This window comes from Symbiopectobacterium sp. Eva_TO, from assembly GCF_053848865.1.
The window spans coordinates 40,168-58,179 of sequence record NZ_JBSPEY010000004.1; the positions used below are offsets into that span (position 1 = coordinate 40,168).

18 protein-coding genes and 1 pseudogene are annotated in these 18,012 nt (G+C 51.2%); all 19 read right to left on the minus strand.

Going from position 1 to position 18,012, the window contains the following annotated elements:
- Window positions 1-297 precede the first annotated feature (297 nt).
- Window positions 298-1,545 carry a phage tailspike protein gene (locus tag ACWWJF_RS02050; protein WP_455868538.1) on the minus strand — a complete coding sequence of 416 codons (1,248 nt, stop codon included), beginning with the start codon at window positions 1,543-1,545 and terminating at the stop codon, window positions 298-300.
- A 99-nt stretch (window positions 1,546-1,644) separates the two neighbouring features.
- On the minus strand, window positions 1,645-3,561 hold the full coding sequence (locus tag ACWWJF_RS02055) for a DNA transfer protein (RefSeq protein ID WP_455868539.1): 1,917 nt from the start codon (window positions 3,559-3,561) through the stop codon (window positions 1,645-1,647).
- Window positions 3,561-5,006: a phage DNA ejection protein gene (locus tag ACWWJF_RS02060; RefSeq protein WP_455868540.1), complete on the minus strand. Its 1,446-nt coding sequence runs from the start codon at window positions 5,004-5,006 to the stop codon at window positions 3,561-3,563. The genes ACWWJF_RS02055 and ACWWJF_RS02060 overlap by 1 nt, the downstream gene beginning before the upstream one ends.
- Window positions 5,006-5,680: a DNA transfer protein gene (locus ACWWJF_RS02065; protein WP_455868541.1), complete on the minus strand. Its 675-nt coding sequence runs from the start codon at window positions 5,678-5,680 to the stop codon at window positions 5,006-5,008. The genes ACWWJF_RS02060 and ACWWJF_RS02065 overlap by 1 nt, the downstream gene beginning before the upstream one ends.
- A 2-nt stretch (window positions 5,681-5,682) precedes the next feature.
- Entirely contained in the window at window positions 5,683-6,138 is a 456-nt protein-coding gene (locus ACWWJF_RS02070) for a DUF2824 family protein (protein WP_455868542.1), read from the minus strand.
- Window positions 6,139-6,147: 9 nt separating this feature from the next.
- The gene (locus tag ACWWJF_RS02075) at window positions 6,148-6,651 is read right to left on the minus strand and encodes a DNA stabilization protein (protein WP_455868543.1); all 504 of its coding nucleotides are present in this window, start codon (window positions 6,649-6,651) and stop codon (window positions 6,148-6,150) included.
- Window positions 6,648-8,069: a packaged DNA stabilization protein gene (locus ACWWJF_RS02080; RefSeq protein ID WP_455868544.1), complete on the minus strand. Its 1,422-nt coding sequence runs from the start codon at window positions 8,067-8,069 to the stop codon at window positions 6,648-6,650. The genes ACWWJF_RS02075 and ACWWJF_RS02080 overlap by 4 nt, the downstream gene beginning before the upstream one ends.
- Window positions 8,029-8,553 (minus strand): packaged DNA stabilization gp4 family protein, encoded by a 525-nt coding sequence (locus ACWWJF_RS02085; protein ID WP_455870893.1) that lies wholly within the window; start codon window positions 8,551-8,553, stop codon window positions 8,029-8,031. The genes ACWWJF_RS02080 and ACWWJF_RS02085 overlap by 41 nt, the downstream gene beginning before the upstream one ends.
- Complete coding sequence (locus ACWWJF_RS02090; protein WP_455868545.1) at window positions 8,531-8,749, minus strand: hypothetical protein; 219 nt, start codon at window positions 8,747-8,749, stop codon at window positions 8,531-8,533. Before ACWWJF_RS02090 ends, ACWWJF_RS02085 begins: the two co-directional genes overlap by 23 nt.
- 37 nt (window positions 8,750-8,786) lie before the next feature.
- Window positions 8,787-10,070 carry a P22 phage major capsid protein family protein gene (locus tag ACWWJF_RS02095; protein ID WP_455868546.1) on the minus strand — a complete coding sequence of 428 codons (1,284 nt, stop codon included), beginning with the start codon at window positions 10,068-10,070 and terminating at the stop codon, window positions 8,787-8,789.
- Window positions 10,070-10,981, minus strand: a complete 912-nt coding sequence (locus tag ACWWJF_RS02100) for a scaffolding protein (protein WP_455868547.1) — start codon at window positions 10,979-10,981, stop codon at window positions 10,070-10,072. Before ACWWJF_RS02100 ends, ACWWJF_RS02095 begins: the two co-directional genes overlap by 1 nt.
- Before the next feature lie 12 nt (window positions 10,982-10,993).
- Complete coding sequence (locus tag ACWWJF_RS02105; protein ID WP_455868548.1) at window positions 10,994-13,171, minus strand: portal protein; 2,178 nt, start codon at window positions 13,169-13,171, stop codon at window positions 10,994-10,996.
- A complete protein-coding gene (locus ACWWJF_RS02110; RefSeq protein ID WP_455868549.1) occupies window positions 13,171-14,676 on the minus strand; it encodes a terminase large subunit domain-containing protein in 1,506 nt (501 codons plus the stop codon). Before ACWWJF_RS02110 ends, ACWWJF_RS02105 begins: the two co-directional genes overlap by 1 nt.
- Complete coding sequence (locus tag ACWWJF_RS02115) at window positions 14,654-15,139, minus strand: DNA-packaging protein (RefSeq protein WP_455870894.1); 486 nt, start codon at window positions 15,137-15,139, stop codon at window positions 14,654-14,656. Before ACWWJF_RS02115 ends, ACWWJF_RS02110 begins: the two co-directional genes overlap by 23 nt.
- A 10-nt stretch (window positions 15,140-15,149) precedes the next feature.
- Window positions 15,150-15,383, minus strand: coding sequence for a DUF2560 family protein (locus tag ACWWJF_RS02120; protein WP_291972560.1), 234 nt, complete (start codon window positions 15,381-15,383; stop codon window positions 15,150-15,152).
- A 99-nt stretch (window positions 15,384-15,482) separates the two neighbouring features.
- Entirely contained in the window at window positions 15,483-15,692 is a 210-nt protein-coding gene (locus ACWWJF_RS02125; protein ID WP_455868550.1) for a hypothetical protein, read from the minus strand.
- On the minus strand, window positions 15,689-16,273 hold the full coding sequence (locus tag ACWWJF_RS02130) for a BRO family protein (RefSeq protein ID WP_455868551.1): 585 nt from the start codon (window positions 16,271-16,273) through the stop codon (window positions 15,689-15,691). Before ACWWJF_RS02130 ends, ACWWJF_RS02125 begins: the two co-directional genes overlap by 4 nt.
- 248 nt (window positions 16,274-16,521) lie before the next feature.
- A pseudogene (locus ACWWJF_RS02135) lies at window positions 16,522-17,047 on the minus strand (phage antirepressor N-terminal domain-containing protein).
- A 193-nt stretch (window positions 17,048-17,240) separates the two neighbouring features.
- The gene (locus ACWWJF_RS02140) at window positions 17,241-17,930 is read right to left on the minus strand and encodes a Rha family transcriptional regulator (protein ID WP_455868552.1); all 690 of its coding nucleotides are present in this window, start codon (window positions 17,928-17,930) and stop codon (window positions 17,241-17,243) included.
- Window positions 17,931-18,012 lie beyond the last annotated feature (82 nt).

The window sequence follows — 18,012 nt, forward strand, 5'->3', positions numbered from 1 at the left end:
AACCTGAGCAAGGTATACTGCGCCGATGACAACATCCTCACTCTCCCAACATGACTCCCTGTTCAAAAACCTCGGCGATATCGCTGTGGCCCGAGACTTTTTGGAAATCCATCTACCGCCGCATCTGCACATCCTGAGTATGGTAGTCGCTCCAGCTTCCTGTCCCGCGTGGGGGATGATAAGGTTATTGGCCGAGAAAAACGGTGAACCTTGAGAGGGGAAAGGGTTTTGCGTTGAGAGGATCTGTCGTTTCACCGGGTGCAGCATAAAATCTGTTTATTCAACAAAGCCAATTTTTTATTCACTTCTTTCTTGCCGTCCTGCAAAATCCACATCCACGAATTTCGAGACCGTTAATCCGTTCAGCGAATCTTTCAGTATCACCTCAAGACTTCCTTTATACGGCGCCTCCAGGGTTATCTCTGTCACAAACGGGGTAAATACCGCGTTCTTTCTTACCACAACGGCTTCATTAAAATAATTTAGCATGTGGGCAACCCGGTGGCTGATGTCGGGACTGATAGTCACCTCTGGCTTAATGACCGCGGCGTACTTGTGGGTGTTTTGTGGCAAATTTTGTGGCTCATATTCCATATGGATTGTACCATCACTGATCGTAGAGGCCGAGACGGTCAGTGAGTCCAGCGGCGTATGGCTGTGTAACACGGTAAAACTTTGCATCGTTCCGCTTAACGTATCAGTCAGCGTGATCACCGACCTCTCATCATCTCGCCCCGAATAATTCGTGGTCATGTCAATCACACCGCTGCTTTGTGTCAGACGTGAGGCTTTTAAGGGGGTAAATCTCTCCGGCTTGTCTGCCGTGACCTGTAATGCCGCTGGCAGCTCCGCATTCAGTATTGCAAACGGGATGCGGTAATTGTGATTCACCGCCGCCCGGAAGCTGAAAACCGGCGACACAATGCGCGGGGCTGTCGGGTAACCAACCATGTGTGTGTTCTCGCGCGTCGGCCATGCCGGAACCTTATAGCCCCCTATCAACAGGTATACTTGCTTATCTTCAGGGGCGGGGGGTGTGGTCAGTGCAATTTCCACCGGATTGTACTGTCCCGTCTGGTTGGCTATTGCTATCGGATCGCCATAAGCATCAAAGCCCAGCAGTTTATTCTTGCGCATATTCACATCCGGCAGCGCCTCAACGCTGGTTTCCGGCACGGTCAGGAATTTCTTCAGGTTAATGGCCTGCCCGCCGGCGATCGACGGCATGATGTTGCTGAAATAAAATTCCTGCACACCACTCGTGTTATAAACTGCCATCGCATAGGGACCTTCTGTGAGAAAGTCGGTCACCACGCCGTTGTACACCGGATAACCGGCGTTGTTTATCACCAGAGGCTGCGCCACCTGCACCATCACGCCGGATTCGTTCGCATAATAAACCGGGATCTGATTGAGGGGCTGGGTCGGGTCGGTATCAGGACGACCGATGTAAATATTCCCGTTCGGGATGGGTTTAAAACTGCGCGGCATAACGAACAGCGAAGACGGTATGCGGACCGCGACGTTAGCATTAATATCGGCCATAAATATTTCTCCGGGCGTGAGTCGTCCCCACAGAGCGAATCTGCGGTAATAAAAAACCCGCCGAAGCGGGTTAGGTTGGGTTATCTCATTTGCCGCGCTTTACTCTTGCTGGGTAGCTTGGTTTGCCAAAATTGGCTTAACTATATTTGCAGCTTGATTTAATGCTCGTTCGTATGCTGCCGTTCCTGCTTTTGTGCCAGCCAATCGCAGCAAGGCATTTCGCATTGGCTTTGACTCGTATAGGCGCATCAATGTACCAAAACCTCCTTCAATCCCAAGCGTCGCTCCGAGAGACAGCACACTACCCATCATTCTCAGCCTGTTTGCCTGAGACTGACCAGTCTGAGTAACAACGTTTGCGGCATCGGATCTTGATGTGGTACGCAAAACGTCATCCAGCGCATCAAGCTCTCTCATGTGCCTCCCGCTAAATACGCTATTGTAGATTTCACCACCGGCTTGTTTTTTCAGTTTATTCACTTGGGTCATGAATTTTGCCGGTGAGTCACCCGCCGCATCTGCCATTTTTGTGATATATGCCGCACGCATTGCATCCTTACCTTTAGGGTCAAGGGCTGACCAAATTCTCTTGATGTCAGAGGCATTACGACTATATACAATGCTATTTATCAGTTCTGGCGTGGCTTCGTTACTCGCTTTATTCAATATCGTGGATATGCGCTTATTCAAAACCTTGTTGTAAATATTTGCGTAGTCTGAGTTGGCCTTGATGTATTTTGCCGCGTCAGATGGCCCGAGCGTTTTACCTACCGATGAGCGTAAATCACGACTCATGGCATTCTCTACCATGTGGGTGATCGCCTTTGCCTGATTAGGGAAAACCATGGCATCACCCTGAACATTTGACCGGAAAGCTGTGCGATGCTGGCGAAGCAGGTCGAAATCCACTCCTTGGCTTGAAAGTTCGTCTTTCAGGTTTTTTAACGTGCCTAATAACCCCTGATCGGCAGAAGTCCCGAGGCGCTCCAGTCTTGCAATGCTGGTGTCTATTGCGCTGATAGAGTTGGTTGTTTCAACTGGTGACGCACCCATTTTCGTGGTTACGTCATCAATAACTGCCCCGGCTGCGTCCTTTCTACCTTTCAATGTTGATGTCAGTGACTTAACGATATCATCAGGATTGTACTCGCCTACTTGATCTAGGTAATTACTGACAAGTTTGCTTCTACCCGCATACTGCTCCGCTCTTTTTTCGCCTGTTCCTAAAATGGCACCTTCCGCATCTTGTTGGAGCCCTCTCGTGAATGCATTTCTCGGCTTGACCATATCTGACGTCATTGGGGTAATACCCATGCGTTCAGCATTCGCAATGGTTTGCTGTGCCTCTGGTGCAATACTCCCCTTGAGAGCCGTAACACCTCTACCTATTGCAGTGGCAGCACCAGAAAGCAGACCTTGAGCGCCTAGATTAATTGCGGCGTTTTGAGCAGCATTAGCGGCAAAATCTCCCTGCTGATTAGAAGCCTCAGCAAGTGAGCCTGTTATCATGTTACCGGCAGTGCTTATCCCGCTTGCCAGAGATGGCGATCTAGTCAACAACTCCGCTGGCAGAGCTACTTTTGCTGCCGCGCCAATCGGCATTAAATATCCGCCAATTGCCTCGCCAGCCTGAGCGAATTTGTCAGTGGGCCTGTCTACCGGGCGATAAATAGGATCGAGCACATCACCAAGACCAACCGCGCCAGTTCCGGCATTGATTAAATCAGCTCCACCCTGGAGAATATCAAACGGAATGTTTACCAGCCCCCTGGCAGCTTGCTCAACGTTATCAGCCATGGACGGTGATTGAGATTGAGTCTGTTGCTCTTGCGCTCGCTGCTGCTCAAGGGCAGAAGGGTATGCCGAATAAAACTGATCTCTCGCTTCAGCCCAATTCTCACCAGTGCGGGGGGCAACCACTTCGTCAAAGTATTGCGCCTGTGCTTCTGTTTGCTGCTGCGGAGATAGGGATTGATATTGAGGGGAAGCTATTACGTCCTTCCATGCCTTTGGCATTAATCACCCCATAGCGAAGAAAAGCCGCCCTGTTGATGCGGTTGTGTTGGTTGTTGAGCTGGCTGCGGTGCCTGCTGCTGAGACTTACTACCACCCACATTAACGTTGTACTGCTGGTTGTAGTTGTCAGTATACTCTCGAATCTCGCGTGCAGACCTTTTCGCCGCCTCTGGGCTTGAAGAATCAAACTGTGGCATACCTTGAAAATACATCTTGGCCTCTGCCACCGTGTTAATTCCGCTGGCCCCCATGTCGCGGGCAGCCGCAACACCTTGGTTTTGCATTCTTCCCTGAATCCTCTGTGCAGCATTGTATAGTTGGCGTTGCTCGCCACCACTTAACCGACTTCTTACATCTGCGCCTAAAGCTTGCTTACCCGTGCCACCAGTAATCCCTGTCATAACCCCAAGAGCCCCTGCGCTAGCACCCTCGATGGCGTCCAGATCCTTCTTCATGGCGGAATTCTGCGCCGTCGCTGCTGATGTTGGAGGCGCAGCGATAGCGCTAGCGGGGACGCGAACCATATTCCCGGCGTCATCAACCCCTTCATAGAAAGCACTGGCACCAGATCCATGCAGCTTGCCAGTGACACTTACAGTACGCCCGTCTGCCAGTTGAACCATGCTATCCCCCATCGCCTCTGGCCTACCGCGCACCCTGAGATATGTTTTTTGTTGATCTGGCCCGAGGCTCTGAAAATATTGGTATTCTCGGACAGATGCGGGGACAGACCCACCGCTGGTTCTCAGTGAGTTCTGAAAACTAATATCCTGCCCTCTAGCCTGCAAACCTTCGCTTGCCCTATTACTGCGCACCTGCTCTGTCAGTTTTGCCGCGTCATTCTGGCGTCCCTCGCGCTTATCCAACGCTTCCAGATAACCCTTTGGTCCCAGCGAGAACATAGCCAGATTGCCGAACAGGTCAGATGCACCTTTCGGGTCTTGCTGGTATGTCTGACCTACATCTGCCGGATTTACGCCAATACGGTTAAGCTCGTCAGCATTGGTTTTCAGGAAGTTGCCGAATGCTTCCGGCCCTTGCCCTGCTGCTACCTGTGCATTCATCGCTAGATCACCCATCGTTGTACGATGGTCATCGTCAATGAATCCCATGCCTTTCTGCACATTCTCGAACTGGTCAGGGTATTTCGCTGCCAAATCACGCATGGCGGTACGGTCGCCCGATTTAAAAGCGTTGCCGAACTCCTGCTGGAATACTTTCTGACGCTCTGCCTGCTGGTTTTGCTTGTAAGCATCAGACAACCCTTGCAGCCCCTGTAATGCCTGCAATCCAACGTTGTTACCACCTGCGCGGGCGAAGTCGTTGTTATCACGAATCATGCCGAGAGTGGCGTTAACATCGCGGGCGCGTGGGGCGTTTTCGTTCATTCCGCCGATACCAGCCAGAAAGCCGCCAGAGTTAATACCTTGGTTCCAGGTAGCCATCAGAACAACCCTCCAAGCAACCCAAGCCCACCACCGATGGCAGCACCCCACGGCCCACCAATCCCCATACCAATGGACGCGCCACTTAATGCGCCGCCGATGCCTTGCTGCAATGACGATGGCTTATTAGCATTAGCCGCTGCAAGTGACGCATTCTGCTGCAATAGTTGGCCGGTGTTGTTGGCGTAGGCCTGACCGGCGTTGGCCTGACCGGTCAACGCCCCAAGACCGATATTCGCCAGATTCTGGTAGTTGTTCATCTGGCCTGAAAGCCAGTTCTGACCAAGCGTAGGCGCGATGGCAGCAAGCTGGTTTCCGGTTGCGGTGGAGCCAAGACCCCCGTTTGCCTCAGCAGCTGCAAGACTCTGATAGCGGGCCTGATTCGCAAGGTCTTTATATTGCTGTGAGTTGTAATACTGATTTAGCGCACTACCCTGACCCTCAAGCGTGGACAGGTTCTGCAACTGAGATATGTTCTGCTGAGCAAGCGGCGTGAATGGCGAAAGGTTATTCATCACCGTCTGCCACTGCTCGCGCTGTAATGCAGTGGCGCGGTTCATGGCATCAGCTTGAGCCCCTGCCCCATTGTCACTACCACCGCCTTTACCCCCCTTTTCAGGGCACCAGGGTTCTTCGCCTAGCAGTTTCCTGCCCAGCGTAAATGCATATAACATGGTTATCTCCCGTGATTGAGGAAGTCGGTTAGTTCTTCGCGAGTGGCTGCGTAAAAGGTGACGTCATCAACGCCTTTGAAGTATTTCTTGATGGTTCCCACGCGATTTAATCCGATCATCGCGCAGTAGATTTGCCCGTGACGGAACTTGCAGGCAGCAAATGATGTGACGCATTGGACATTGGTTTCTGACAGGATGAATCGCCAGAACGCCAGACCGATATCTTTGCTAAATCCTCGAATCTCAGGCAGATACATTGCGTGGCAATCAAAAGTCAGCGGCTGAATCTCTTGGTAGTAGACAATCCCGCCAAACTGTCCGTGTGCATTAACCTCGAAATATCTGCATTCTGGTTTGTAGTCGTAACCGTCTCCGTTATTGCTTCCTGCGATAATGTCCGGGTGATTTCCTACCGCCTCAATCAAGTCGATATTGCGTGTTGGTTTGAAGCTAATCATATTCACGCCTCAGTCAATAAGACCATGTGTGCGAGCCATATCCTCCAGCGCTTTTATGCGTTGCTGAGCTTTAACAAGGCCAGCGGCCAGCGCCTGAATTTCTGCCTGCGAATAGGTTGCACCTGCTGCGTATGACTGGTCAGCGTTGAATGCGCCGATAAATGCTGTGCCAGTGGCCGCTGCCCATCCTGTTTCACGGGGACCCACCACCTGCTTGTTGTCAATCAGCAGTTTCGTGACGATACCCAGCGATGAGAGTAGAGCCTGCGGTGTGTCCCGCGCTGTCGAAAGATAATCGCGCTCTATCACTGCAACTCTCTGTTTTATGGATTTAATTTCTTCCTGACCGCTGAAGGCTGTCTGCCCGGCGCTGCTTGCCCGCTGAGCAATCATCCCGATATGGCTTATCAGCGTGATCAGCTGCAACTTGAATACGGGACCCAGCGCATCAGGAATGGAGAGTGGGTCAATTCCGGGTGAACCCTGGAGCGGCGTGTTCAGTTCATCGCTCATGACTCAACCCTCACGGTCAGGCCGGACAGCGTCACCGGGGCAGAACTCACGATGCGGAGTCTGAAACCGATGTTCCGGCGAACGCGCCCGACTTTGCGCACCAGGACACGCCTGTCATACACGGCAGGTTTATCAAGCACCACCAGACACTCACGGCCAAAATTAATCCCGTCCGGCGTGGCGGAAACAAACAGGGTCCCCGTCACTGAAGAAAGTCCGCAAGAGGATTCCAGACTCAAATCAAACAGCCGGGCATTGTCGGCCGATATCAACGGGGTGAACAGAATATGCTCGGTCATCTCGTCGTAAAGCGAGGACAGAGAAAAATCCACCACACCGACAAGCCCCCGCAGCTTGTCACCCGCCGTTATACGTTCACCATCAAACATAAAATCGCACCCGTAATAAATATCGTCAGCCACACCGGACTTCAGTACCGACCAGGCTGGACCACCTGCACTGACAGATGCATCGTAAACCAAGGTATGACGGGGAAGGTGGATGATTAAAAGCACATGCGACTTAAACGTCAGTGATTCCATGAACGCCGTTGCCAGTTCATCGGCGGTATAACCCAGCAATACAGCATCCACGCTGGCAGTGGACAGAGGCTGGGCTTTCCCGATATCCATAAGCCATACGGACGGAGGTCCGGATGAGGCCCCGCTGATAAACGCATAGCTGTTCATGAAACGCGTCTTGCAGTGAACACCCGCTATGCCAACAGGGATGGTCAGTGATGCATTGGGCGCATAGATAGGAGAGCTGGCGTCCACCGCGCCGGTAAGATAAAAAAATTCAATTGACGATGAACCAAAACAGACCACCGAGCCGCGCCATTCTGCTATCGCTTCAATCACATCCGACTGCGCGGTTGCACTGTAGAAGGCCCGGTACCGGTCCGGTTTTGATTCATCCTCCAGATCCGTAATGCCAAACGTGGCAGTGCCGTCTTTCACCCAGATATAACGCCCACCCACATGACATATATCCCTCACAGACCCGATATCATATTGCTCGAACCCGGTGGCCACATCCCAGTTTGCCAGCCATTTTACTTGTCCGTCATACCGGAAAAGCACCAACTCACCATCAATGGCAACGCCCTGGCTGCTCCCGCTCCCTGACATCGATACCCGCCCATGGCCCCGTGCGGTACCGACTATTGTATTTTCTTTATACACTTTTCCGCCCATTACCCGATAAACTACCCGGTTGTGCGGGTTGAACATCACCCCCCGGGAAGGGCCATCTGAATCACGAAGCCTGCGCAATCCCGGGAATGAACGCAGATATCCGTCGGCATTCAGAACGGGCTTCTGAACGGCCAGCATGTTTACCGGCAGGAGATCAACATAATCGGCATCGCGGAAGTTTTTACCCGTCCCCTTCATTAGAGGGAGTTGTTGAATCGACATCGCACGGTTCCTTTCTGTGGAAATAACGCCAGCCAACCTGTGTAGCAAGAATGTTGCCCGAACCGATTGGCATACGATTTGGGTATCCTGATCTGCACCTTGCTTTTCTGGCGCGAGACATTGCAGATAGCTTCACAAGAAGCTCTTTGCCGTTTCGGGCATTCAGGACTAATTTTGCTGTAGGTTCGATGGCATAATCAGGAGAAATCCGACACGCTAGGTTTGAAATAACAGCGCTGAGAGCGTTATTCTGCAATCCGTGATCATCACCGGGCAGTGGGTCAATCTCTGCATCTGCAAACTGATACCCAACATCAATACCCGGTGAATCCGATCCGCCAAGCCACTCGGACATCATCATTTCGAGGTCGTTTACCGTGTCCTCAGTTGACTGTGGCTCGACGTCCGTCAGCGTGGCATTAGATGCAATGCCGAGCTTGCGTAGCGCGGCATTAACAAGATCACCCTTCGTTTTCAGGTTCATCATTCACCGCCTTCGGTTTGCGGCCACGCTTCGGTTTTTCTGTCTCAGGCTCAGGAGCATCAAACAGCTTACTCGGATGGTCTAACCAGCCATCAGCCAGATATTCTTCCAAGTCAGCCTCATCAATGACGAGAACGTGAGCCGTAGTGTTCCAAACTTTCGTTTTTCCGCCCGGCTTATAAATCATCTGTGACATGCGCACCTCAAAATAAAGGGGCCGAAGCCCCTGTTTGTTATGCCTGATTAGCCAACCCAACACCGATTGCCTCGGGGCGAACCGCACATGCCGAGTACCACAACGCGATGCGGCATTTACCGGACAGGGTGCTGATATCACCCTGATAGGCTACAACGCCGTTCAGCCCCACATTCGGGATTGAGAAGCTCTGGGTTTTCATGCCAGAGAACAATTCGTGATTGATGGGGATCGGCTGTGATACAAGGCGTATAGCGTCATCAGCCCAGAACACGTTGGATTGCGCAGTGGTGGTGTTCAGAATGTTCACCGCCATAGTGTCGGCCAATGAGGTGTTTACGTTGGCGTATGCGCGTTCTTCCGGCAGCAATGCTGTGTCATCCAGAGCAATAGGCTTTGGTGTGATGGTGACTTGAGTGCCGTTAACAGCTACAACAGAAAAAGTTGCATCCTGTGTCAGCAGGTTTTTAGCCATCTGAGAAAGGTACTTGACGCCAGCAAACGAAATTTTGTCGCCGCGTTTCAGTCCAGTTCCAGAACTTAACGTCACTGTTGCCGTGCGGTTGTCCACGTTTTCACGGTTACCGTCAGCGTCAGCAACCCATGCTTGCGGCTTGAATTTCTGTGCGCCGGATACCGTGATACCCGTTGCCGTAGAGGCTAACAGCGTTGGCATTTTGGGTGAACGAAGCACCTCATTAAACCCGGCGACCTGTTTCTGAATCGTGCCAGATTTATATACCTCCTCTGGAATGCGGCCGTATAAGTCTTTACCCGCCAATTCCTGACCCGCACCGCGATAATCGGTAGGGTTGAAGAAGAATGACAGGCCAGCACTGCGATTCAATTCGCGAGAGAAGATAAGCGCCTCTGCCTCGGAAATGAAATCCCATCCTGTTTTAGCGGAACCAATCGCAGACGTGCTAGCAACTACCAGAGAGCCCATTTCAACCGCTTGTTTTGCGATAGCGTTCTCAACGTTATTAGCCAGTTTCTGACCAGATGCAGCAGCACGGCGGCGTATTGACCGTTCATCACGCAAATCATCAGCACGCAGAGTAAAAAAGTCGTTATCCGGCACACCCATGTTGCATTTGACGGACAATTCCAGAATGCCCGTTGCCTGTCCGGTCAAGTCCCAACCCTGTTGAGTTGGCGCTTCCTGTTCCAGTGGCATCCATACGGTGTTTTGCGAACGTTGCATATCGCCAGCGTGGGGAGTGTATTTACCGACGCGCTGAGCCATCGGTGTGATATTTTCCACGGTTTCGATGATTTCATCGACCATGTAGGTAATTACTTGACCTTCGTTCAAAGCCATTATCTGATTCCTTTATTAAGTTTTGCCTTGAGTGCGCGATAGGCGTCCGTGTCACCTTTGCTTGCTGCCGCCTCCATCTGTCTGCGAATGGCGTCGGTATTAGCCGCCGTCACATCACCTGCAATGGATTGGTCAGCCGGGGGCGCGGAGGAAACCTGAGTCCCGCGAGGCTTGAGAGTTAATTGCTCAGATAGTCGAGTGAGTTCGATGAGTGCGCGTTGACCGTCAAGCGCTAAGATTCGGCGTAATTTCTCTGGGTTTGCGCCCAGGTGATACATGATGGCCGCCGACTTTTCAGGAAAGAGATCCATAATGGTAGTGTCCACGCCTGCCGGGACTAACTGCCGGAACGCATCTTCTTTCTCCTGATAGTCGGGAAGATTTAGTTTCTCTGCCGAATCGTAGTGCTTACGCGCCGCTTCAACGTATTGCGCTGATTGCTGGGTGAATGCTTGAGTTTTTCGCCCTTGCTCCGCTACTGCGTTGCTACGAGCGTCCATAGCCTTGATTTGCCAGTCAGACTGAGCGGCTTGGAATGCCGCCAGCGCTCGACCCTGATCAAAGTCGTACTTCTCCATTGCAGCATCAGACAGATAATCATTAATGTCTGGCTGAGGCGGTAACTCAGGATTAACCCGCAAATCCTCCGGCACCTCGCCACGTTGAACCGCCTGCATCTGCTGTTCAATCTCACGCTGCCGCTTACGCTCAAGGCGTTTAGCTGCAAACTTGGCGTTGGTTTCCGGGTCTTGTTTCGGTTTTGTCTCATCGTCTTTCAGGACAATCTCAAAGCCTGCATCCTGCGACTGTGCGTCGTTGGCATTTGACGCGGTATCGACTGCGGTTGCCGCCGCATTATCGACGTGCAGGGCTTGGCCTTCAGTTTCCTGAATGTCGGTGGTATCGGTCATGTTAACTCTCTCTTATTGAGGTGATTTCTCGGCTACACTGCCGGAAGGTGAATTCTGTCTCTGCGATTGCAGGATGTTGGCAATGTCCAGCCGCTGTTGATGCTGCTGTCCGGTGCCTTTGAGAAGTAGCTCAGCGTTGGCTCGGGCGTCATCGCTGTTCTGTTGTTGGAATTTACCCATGAGCGATAAAAACTCACGGAATGCTGCTTGCTTGTCCAGATCCATGTTATTGAAGATTTCAGCAACCTTGGCAGCGTTAAGCTGGTTCTGGCCTTCGACCTTCGCCGCATCAACCTGGATTTGCATCTGTTGGTTCTGCGCTTTGAGCAATTCAGCCTGACCTTGCAGGTATACACCTTGTGCCTGCGTCTGCTCTGCTGATGGTTCTTGTGGTTGCTGCTGCGCCTGCTGCACCATCTGAATCTCTTCCGGTGTCTCCGGTTTTTTCAGCCCCATAATTACCAGTTGTTTGTTGGCATACTCGCGCATCATCTCGACGCCTTTACCGTCAAGCAGCGTGAAGTATTGAAGTAGGAGCATTTGCCACTCAGGGGTGCCAGGCACAACTTTGGTAAGGAGTTCCTGAATCTCTGCGCGGTTCTGCTGCTTCATGCTCTGGAATGATGGGCCAACATCGGTATAGCACTCATAGCGGCCGCGAATGTCATTCATGACAACATGCTGCCCGGTACTCAGATCAACCATTTCAGCGAGCAACTGAATATCTTTCTCGCTTCCATCCTCAAGGGTGATAGTCACGTTGCGGGGGACGTCATAGATATCGTTAACGATGGATTGGTAAATCTCACCATCTCGCCGCATGGCTGTAGCCAGGTTGTCCTGAAACACGTAGGTTTCGAGGTCAGAGCGCATGTTCAACTGGTTAACAGTATCGAATGCCACCTGTCCGCCGTTCACTGCCTCCGCATCCACGCCGAGAGTGGCGACCTCTTTCACTGCATTGGTTGCCGCTTCCAGCATGTAGGCGTTAGCCTGCGGAACCTCTGGATTCTCCATGTATGCGATGGGTTGAGTTGGCAATTCACCGTTGTTTTCATCCGCGCGATTCAACAGGTAGTACGGGTAATCGTCGTTTCCGTCATACATGTGCTCGTAACCGAGGATTTGCTCAGGCCAGAAGATAGGTTTCTTCTTCGGCGTGCGTGCAACAATGTCGGCGTTGAATGACATGATCATGTTGCGCAGGCGCTGCCCATCTTTAGTCAAGCGAACAACGCCCTCGTACACCTCTTTGCTCTCAACAAATCCCCACTCGCCATAGCACGGCACAATAGGGATGTGCTCACCGGCGATCAGTTGCTTGTCTTTGTAGATGTCAGTGCATGAGAGCAGTGTTTTATACACGCGCTTGCGCTTAATCTTGCGCTCTGCAATCTTCACCATGCCGCGCTCTGCAAGCTCGTCGATAACATCCTTGATATCTTGCTTGAAGTAACTGACGGGCTCGCCTGTTAGCGGATCCTGATAGATGAATGCTGTCTCTTTCTTCTCCACCACCTCATAGAATTCAGCGATGTGAATGGTGTCCTGCGTCAGCCAAGGAAATACCCAATCATTGGGACTCTGAAAGCTAGGCTGATTGCTTGCATCCAGGTCGTGCTCTTCTGCGAAATCATCCCAGCCGTTACGGCTCATCGAATGGATGACAGTGCAGTGACGGGCGTCGCTCTTGTCCATCTGCTTGCTATTGCTGTCCCAGACGACACATGAGCAGGCTGAGTGAATTGGTTCGCGCCGGATAATCTGGTTGTTACTGGTCGGGTCTTGGTCTTCGTACTCAGTGACGATGCGCCACGCCCCTACACCAGCCTCTACTTGCTCACGCACAGCGACGTTTACCGCTATCTTTGCTGAGTTATGTCGCATATCAGTGCGATACATCCCCATCAGCGTGTCAGCAGCGTCTGGTTTAGCTCCGTCCTTCGGTCGATACAGCACGTCGATAGGGTTCTGACGCATCTCTGCGACCAACTTGCGCACGACTGGGCGCACCACATCAAACTGACCGCGATACTGCAAGGTTGTGTACTGCGTTAGCCAGTCGTCCCACTGAGAGACGCGAGAGAAGAAGAGATCATTCTTCGCCTCTGTTCTGGCTTCATCTCCGGCTGTCCAGTCTGCGTCAAAGCGACACAGAATGCTCTCCAGCCTGCTTTCGTTATCAGCCATTATCTTCCTCGGGAAACGGGTTTAATCGGTGCTGGGATTTTCTTTTCTTTCGGCTTCTTGATGTCGCGCATCAGCTTGGCAAAGCGACGCATCATGTAGCCGTAGCGAACGGCAGACAGAATGTCATCGTTGATTTTGACTATCTTTCCATTTTCATCGCGGTGATAGAGGCGGAACTCTTCAAAGAATGGCTCGCAGGTATTGAACACTTTGAACCTACCATCGAGCATCATGTCACGCAGTTCAGTGATTCCTGGCTCAACGGCGTTACCACCATCGGGCCACGTTGCATGCTCAGGCAGCATCATGAAACCCGCATCAGCATATTGAGCTTTAAGTTGCTCACCGCCGCCCTTCTCATGCTGATTGCCATCGTGAGGCCACGCCGTGGGAATTTTACTTGCCCATGATTTGACAGCGCCCCATGCTTGAACCGCTGTTTTCTCTTTGTCTTTCCACACGCGAGCGACATATATTGTGTCCGCGTCCTTGTCCCACCAGAGTTGAATCTGTGCTTGCGGGTGATCCCATCCGAAATCCATCGCGTCGATAACATAGAAATGATCAGGACATTCGAACGGCTGGCACTTAATCGTCTCTTCCGGTATCTGGAAGATGCGACCGCTACCCATCGTCGGGATGCCACGCGCACGAGCTTCACGCTCATGCTCTGGGTAGCCAGCAATGATTTGCTCTCGCAGCTCATCAGAATAATGTTCAGCGTCATAAATGGTCATGTTGACCACCTTCTGCGCCTTGCTGGGATTTTTGAGGAACTTGATTACAACGTCCGACATTCCCATTAACGGGGTAAATGTCAGGATGGAGAATTGCCCGTGCTTGTTGGTACGCGTCAGGCCTTCACCATAAATGCTATACGGCGGCTCTTCGTCGAACCACACCCCATGGATGGTGTCACCTTGCCAACGGGCGCGACCTTGTGAGTACGGCTTGAAGTAGCAGATAGACATGCCATCTTCAACACCATCGGCAGTGTGGTGCCTAACAAGCAGGTGATCGACAAGGTTCGGGAAGAAGGGTGACTTCTTCCAACTAATGATGTCCTCTTTCGGGATTGATCCGTAGCCGGGTTCATCATTCTCTTCGATACGACCACACAGAATGCGCTGTGTGGTCTTCGTTACTGTCTCGTTAGTCTCACCACCGACCCAGAACACAACCGGCTCATAGAAGCGCTTACCTTTCCAGTCCTCGCCGTATTTACCATCATCGGGATATCCTTTAGTGCCGGGATAGCGCCCGGTGAGATGAAAGGCCACCTCAGCACCACCGGTATAAGATTTACCCAACTGGTTGCCAGCCATAAAGCATCGCTCGGGGTAATCATGCCCTGCGTCGATAAATTCTCTTTGCTTGCTGTATGGAGTGAACTCGTAAAGCAGGTGGGTTTTGCGGTAGTTCTCTTCTTCTTCCAGTAATTCGAGCAATTCTATCTGCTCGTCTTCTGTTAGCTCATCGATATCAATCGTCGCTGCGTTTGCCACGTAAAAGCTCCTGAATTCGAGAAAGCCGCTTGCCGCGATCTCCCTTATCAGATGTCACGTCTTCAACCTGTGACTGTTCTTTGAGGCCCAGGTCTCGGGCAATGATGTTTGCGTTGAGCAGGTCAGCAGCAGCGCCAGAGAATTTCTGGTCGTAGATGACTTTCTCCGCTCGCGTAGTGACCATCATAAAATCTTCACGAGCGCGATATAGTTGCCACGTGCTTTCGGCAATATCTAAGAACAGGCATAGACCCGTTAATGTCATTGCTCGCATCTTTGCGATGGGTTCTTGCGTCACTTCCCCTTGATACGAGAAGGCCTTCATTTCCCACAATGGGTGCTCTTCTACCCACTCGAAGTATTCACAGCAGGCTGACCATAGCACCTCGGGCGAATCGAACTTAGGGTTGCGCCCATGACTGCTACGAGCCTCCCAGAATCGGTTACCCTTTGGCGCTGCCATAATCATTTCCTCATCCAAATAGTGTCAGCGCTTCTTTTGCCTCGCGGATAGCTTTTTCAGTGCGAGCAAGCGGGGTTTGTTCGGCGGCTGCGAGTGTGTACTGGTCTTTGAACAGCTCGTAATTCAGCTTAACGCCAGCAACAAATTCAATGGCCTTTTCTGCCGCTGCGGTGTCAGATTGAACCAGTCGCAGCAGTTCAAGATTCATTTGCTGAACGTCTGTTAATTCGGTGATTGCGGTCATTTTGGAGTTTCCTGCTATTGAGTGGGGATTCTTCCTGTAGGTGCACATAAACTTCATGCTGAAATATCGAACACTCTCGGGAGAATGCTCTGGATTTCGTCATTTCTTTTTGGACTGGTATTTCATCGCCCATGCCTTTGCTATGCGAAAGCAATCGTCAAACATCTTGCCCCTGGCGCTGGCGGAAGCACTGTGACGGTAATGGTCTACCGCCCTGTCTGCCCCCTTCAGGGCGACCGATGGCTCATAGCCCTGTTTCACCAGTTCGGCGACAACATGCTTTTCAATGAATGGCGTGTAGTCTTTCATGCTGCTTCCGGATCCTCGTCAGCATCGGGAAAGTCACCCAGATCCGGAATAGCTACCTGAGATAATTCACATATCAATTTTTCCGCTTCCCGAATCTTTTTCAGGTGCAGCTTACGGATTGTCATGCTTTTGCTGCCTGGACGACCAAATGTGTCCAACGACCATTCATTTACCTGCAATAAGCGGTTTTGCATCTCACCCAGCGTCAGTTCTTTAAGCTGGTTAATATTCATTAGTGCCAAATTTGGCTGAGATTCTTTGTCAACCAGATCAAGTAACCAGCGGCGTAATGCTTTGGCTATCTTAGTATCCGCCAGCATACCCAGCAGATGGCCTCCCCGCGGAGAAAACACACGCACACGATTGTATTGTATCTCTTTGTTTTTATTACGAGAGGTCACACTGACCACCCGGCTCATTTCGTCTGTAAATTCATTTTTATTGCGGTTATACAAGCGATTTACTGATTTCTCATCAGAGTATTCGAGCAATTCAGCCATATGTGCACTGGTAAACCAGATTTTCCCGTCACCGTTGTCGAACGGCACCACAGAGTGATTTTTAAACGTTAATGCTTTCATTGGTGTTTACCTTCAAAAAAGAGACCTCAGATCACACGAACAGCCAGCCCCTGAGCACACCCATTACTGGCGTTCTCCAAGGTCGCTTTTGTGAATAGTCTCAGGGTTGTGTTGATATGCGCGTGTGAAGCGCAGGCGAAAAAAAGCCCCGCGTTTGCGAGGACGGGAGTCTTTCAGGCTGCCAGTCGCTAGCATTGCCGCTGAATTAGCAGACTCATTGACAATGCTTTTGTGTCACTCACCACCAGTTAAAACGTCAGCAAAAATTGAGCTTCTTCAATCAGCACTTTTATTTTCTTCGCATGTGCCGCCTTAATACCTTTCCACTCGTTCAATACCGTGCCAAACACGCTGGCAACGGCTTTGTCCGTTTTTAATTCGGCGCAAGCTGCATTGAGTTCCTGAATGACGCTGCGCTTGCGTGGATTGGTAATCTGACCTTTAGTCCAGTATTCATAGAGCACGTCATCACACTCCTCCTGATACTGAACCACTTTGTCGCGGATTTCGGGCTTAACCTTGTTGGGACTGATGGTCTGAAGCCAGCCGTTTAATTTGCGCAGAGCCAGACAAAGCATCTTCTGTGGGCCACCAGACGTAGGGATGGTGATTTCCACCCCTCCTTTAGCAAAGCGCTGTTTTATCTTGGTTCTTTGTGATTTCCAAATCCATCCCCATTCCTTCGACGATAGGTTTCATCGGGGTATAGGGTTCGCCGTTATGGTTGATGACATACAGAGCATTTCCATGAAACGGAACGGTGATTGCTTGCATAGTGCTTATCCTTACTTAGGTAATGAACCTTTGGCGCATAGGAAATCAGCCCGTCGAAGGCAGCACTAGCCAGCTGCTTCCTCAAAGGCTCATTCCTAAACAAGGTCCGACGTGTGATGGGTGCATGCACTGCACCGATGAAAAAGGCCCGGATTAACCGAGCCTCAACGTTTCTCTTTCGCTTTTTGTCATACTAAGCCGCCAGTCGGTGTTGTTCTTCAATCAGTGGCTGGCAATGGTTTTTGTTGAATATTCCCATCAGCGTGGCCTTGCGTTGTTCAACGTCCCACCCCATGCCAATGAATACTGTGTTGGCGCGTTGCAGTTCGGTAATGCAATGGATCTGCTCTGGCGTCAGATAGTCACGGATAGATTCTTTCTTGCCTATTTCATGGTGGACTCGAAATTTTGCGGATGTCATACCAAGTGCAATGCGGTTTATTAAATCGGCCTCGTTGCTGAAGTGGTGCGGCGCAATGGTTTTCCCCTGAGCCTCACGCTCATGCTTGATAGCGTCAGTCATTGGGCGGTACTCAAGGCGGGCGGTATTGCGATCTATCTTTTTGCCCGCTAATGTCTTGCGCATACCAAAGAATTCAGCAACCAGACGCTTTTTAAAAGCACGCACAACCTCATTGTTGCGCATATAGGTAATTAAGAGTGTAGTTTGCTGCTCGTTGAGAAATGCAACACGAAGAGGCTTGCCACCACCTTGGCTTCTTTCAACCATACGGATTTCAAATCCGAGTGGCCCAAACTCTTCCAGATCGGCTTTATTACGGTCAACAAGCTTGATGATGGTGTCATGATCTTTCTTAACACCTTCAGCAATCGCCATAGTATTCGCTACGAGATCAAGTTTCTTTATTTCCACTAATTGCATCACTATTTCCTTTTGGTGATAGAGCCTGCCTCGTAGACATGAGTGGCCCAAGAGTGGTTAGCGATGAAACCGCCACTCTGTC

Coding starts and splice junctions, on each gene's coding strand:
- ACWWJF_RS02095 (WP_455868546.1), bottom strand. CDS start 10,070: ATGGCTTTGAACGAAGGTCAAGTAATTACCTACATGGTCGATGAAATC.
- ACWWJF_RS02100 (WP_455868547.1), bottom strand. CDS start 10,981: ATGACCGATACCACCGACATTCAGGAAACTGAAGGCCAAGCCCTGCAC.
- ACWWJF_RS02085 (WP_455870893.1), bottom strand. CDS start 8,553: ATGAACCTGAAAACGAAGGGTGATCTTGTTAATGCCGCGCTACGCAAG.
- ACWWJF_RS02050 (WP_455868538.1), bottom strand. CDS start 1,545: ATGGCCGATATTAATGCTAACGTCGCGGTCCGCATACCGTCTTCGCTG.
- ACWWJF_RS02140 (WP_455868552.1), bottom strand. CDS start 17,930: ATGCAATTAGTGGAAATAAAGAAACTTGATCTCGTAGCGAATACTATG.
- ACWWJF_RS02055 (WP_455868539.1), bottom strand. CDS start 3,561: ATGCCAAAGGCATGGAAGGACGTAATAGCTTCCCCTCAATATCAATCC.
- ACWWJF_RS02070 (WP_455868542.1), bottom strand. CDS start 6,138: ATGATTAGCTTCAAACCAACACGCAATATCGACTTGATTGAGGCGGTA.
- ACWWJF_RS02090 (WP_455868545.1), bottom strand. CDS start 8,749: ATGTCACAGATGATTTATAAGCCGGGCGGAAAAACGAAAGTTTGGAAC.
- ACWWJF_RS02080 (WP_455868544.1), bottom strand. CDS start 8,069: ATGTCGATTCAACAACTCCCTCTAATGAAGGGGACGGGTAAAAACTTC.
- ACWWJF_RS02060 (WP_455868540.1), bottom strand. CDS start 5,006: ATGGCTACCTGGAACCAAGGTATTAACTCTGGCGGCTTTCTGGCTGGT.
- ACWWJF_RS02115 (WP_455870894.1), bottom strand. CDS start 15,139: ATGGCAGCGCCAAAGGGTAACCGATTCTGGGAGGCTCGTAGCAGTCAT.
- ACWWJF_RS02075 (WP_455868543.1), bottom strand. CDS start 6,651: ATGAGCGATGAACTGAACACGCCGCTCCAGGGTTCACCCGGAATTGAC.
- ACWWJF_RS02120 (WP_291972560.1), bottom strand. CDS start 15,383: ATGACCGCAATCACCGAATTAACAGACGTTCAGCAAATGAATCTTGAA.
- ACWWJF_RS02130 (WP_455868551.1), bottom strand. CDS start 16,273: ATGAAAGCATTAACGTTTAAAAATCACTCTGTGGTGCCGTTCGACAAC.
- ACWWJF_RS02065 (WP_455868541.1), bottom strand. CDS start 5,680: ATGTTATATGCATTTACGCTGGGCAGGAAACTGCTAGGCGAAGAACCC.
- ACWWJF_RS02105 (WP_455868548.1), bottom strand. CDS start 13,171: ATGGCTGATAACGAAAGCAGGCTGGAGAGCATTCTGTGTCGCTTTGAC.
- ACWWJF_RS02125 (WP_455868550.1), bottom strand. CDS start 15,692: ATGAAAGACTACACGCCATTCATTGAAAAGCATGTTGTCGCCGAACTG.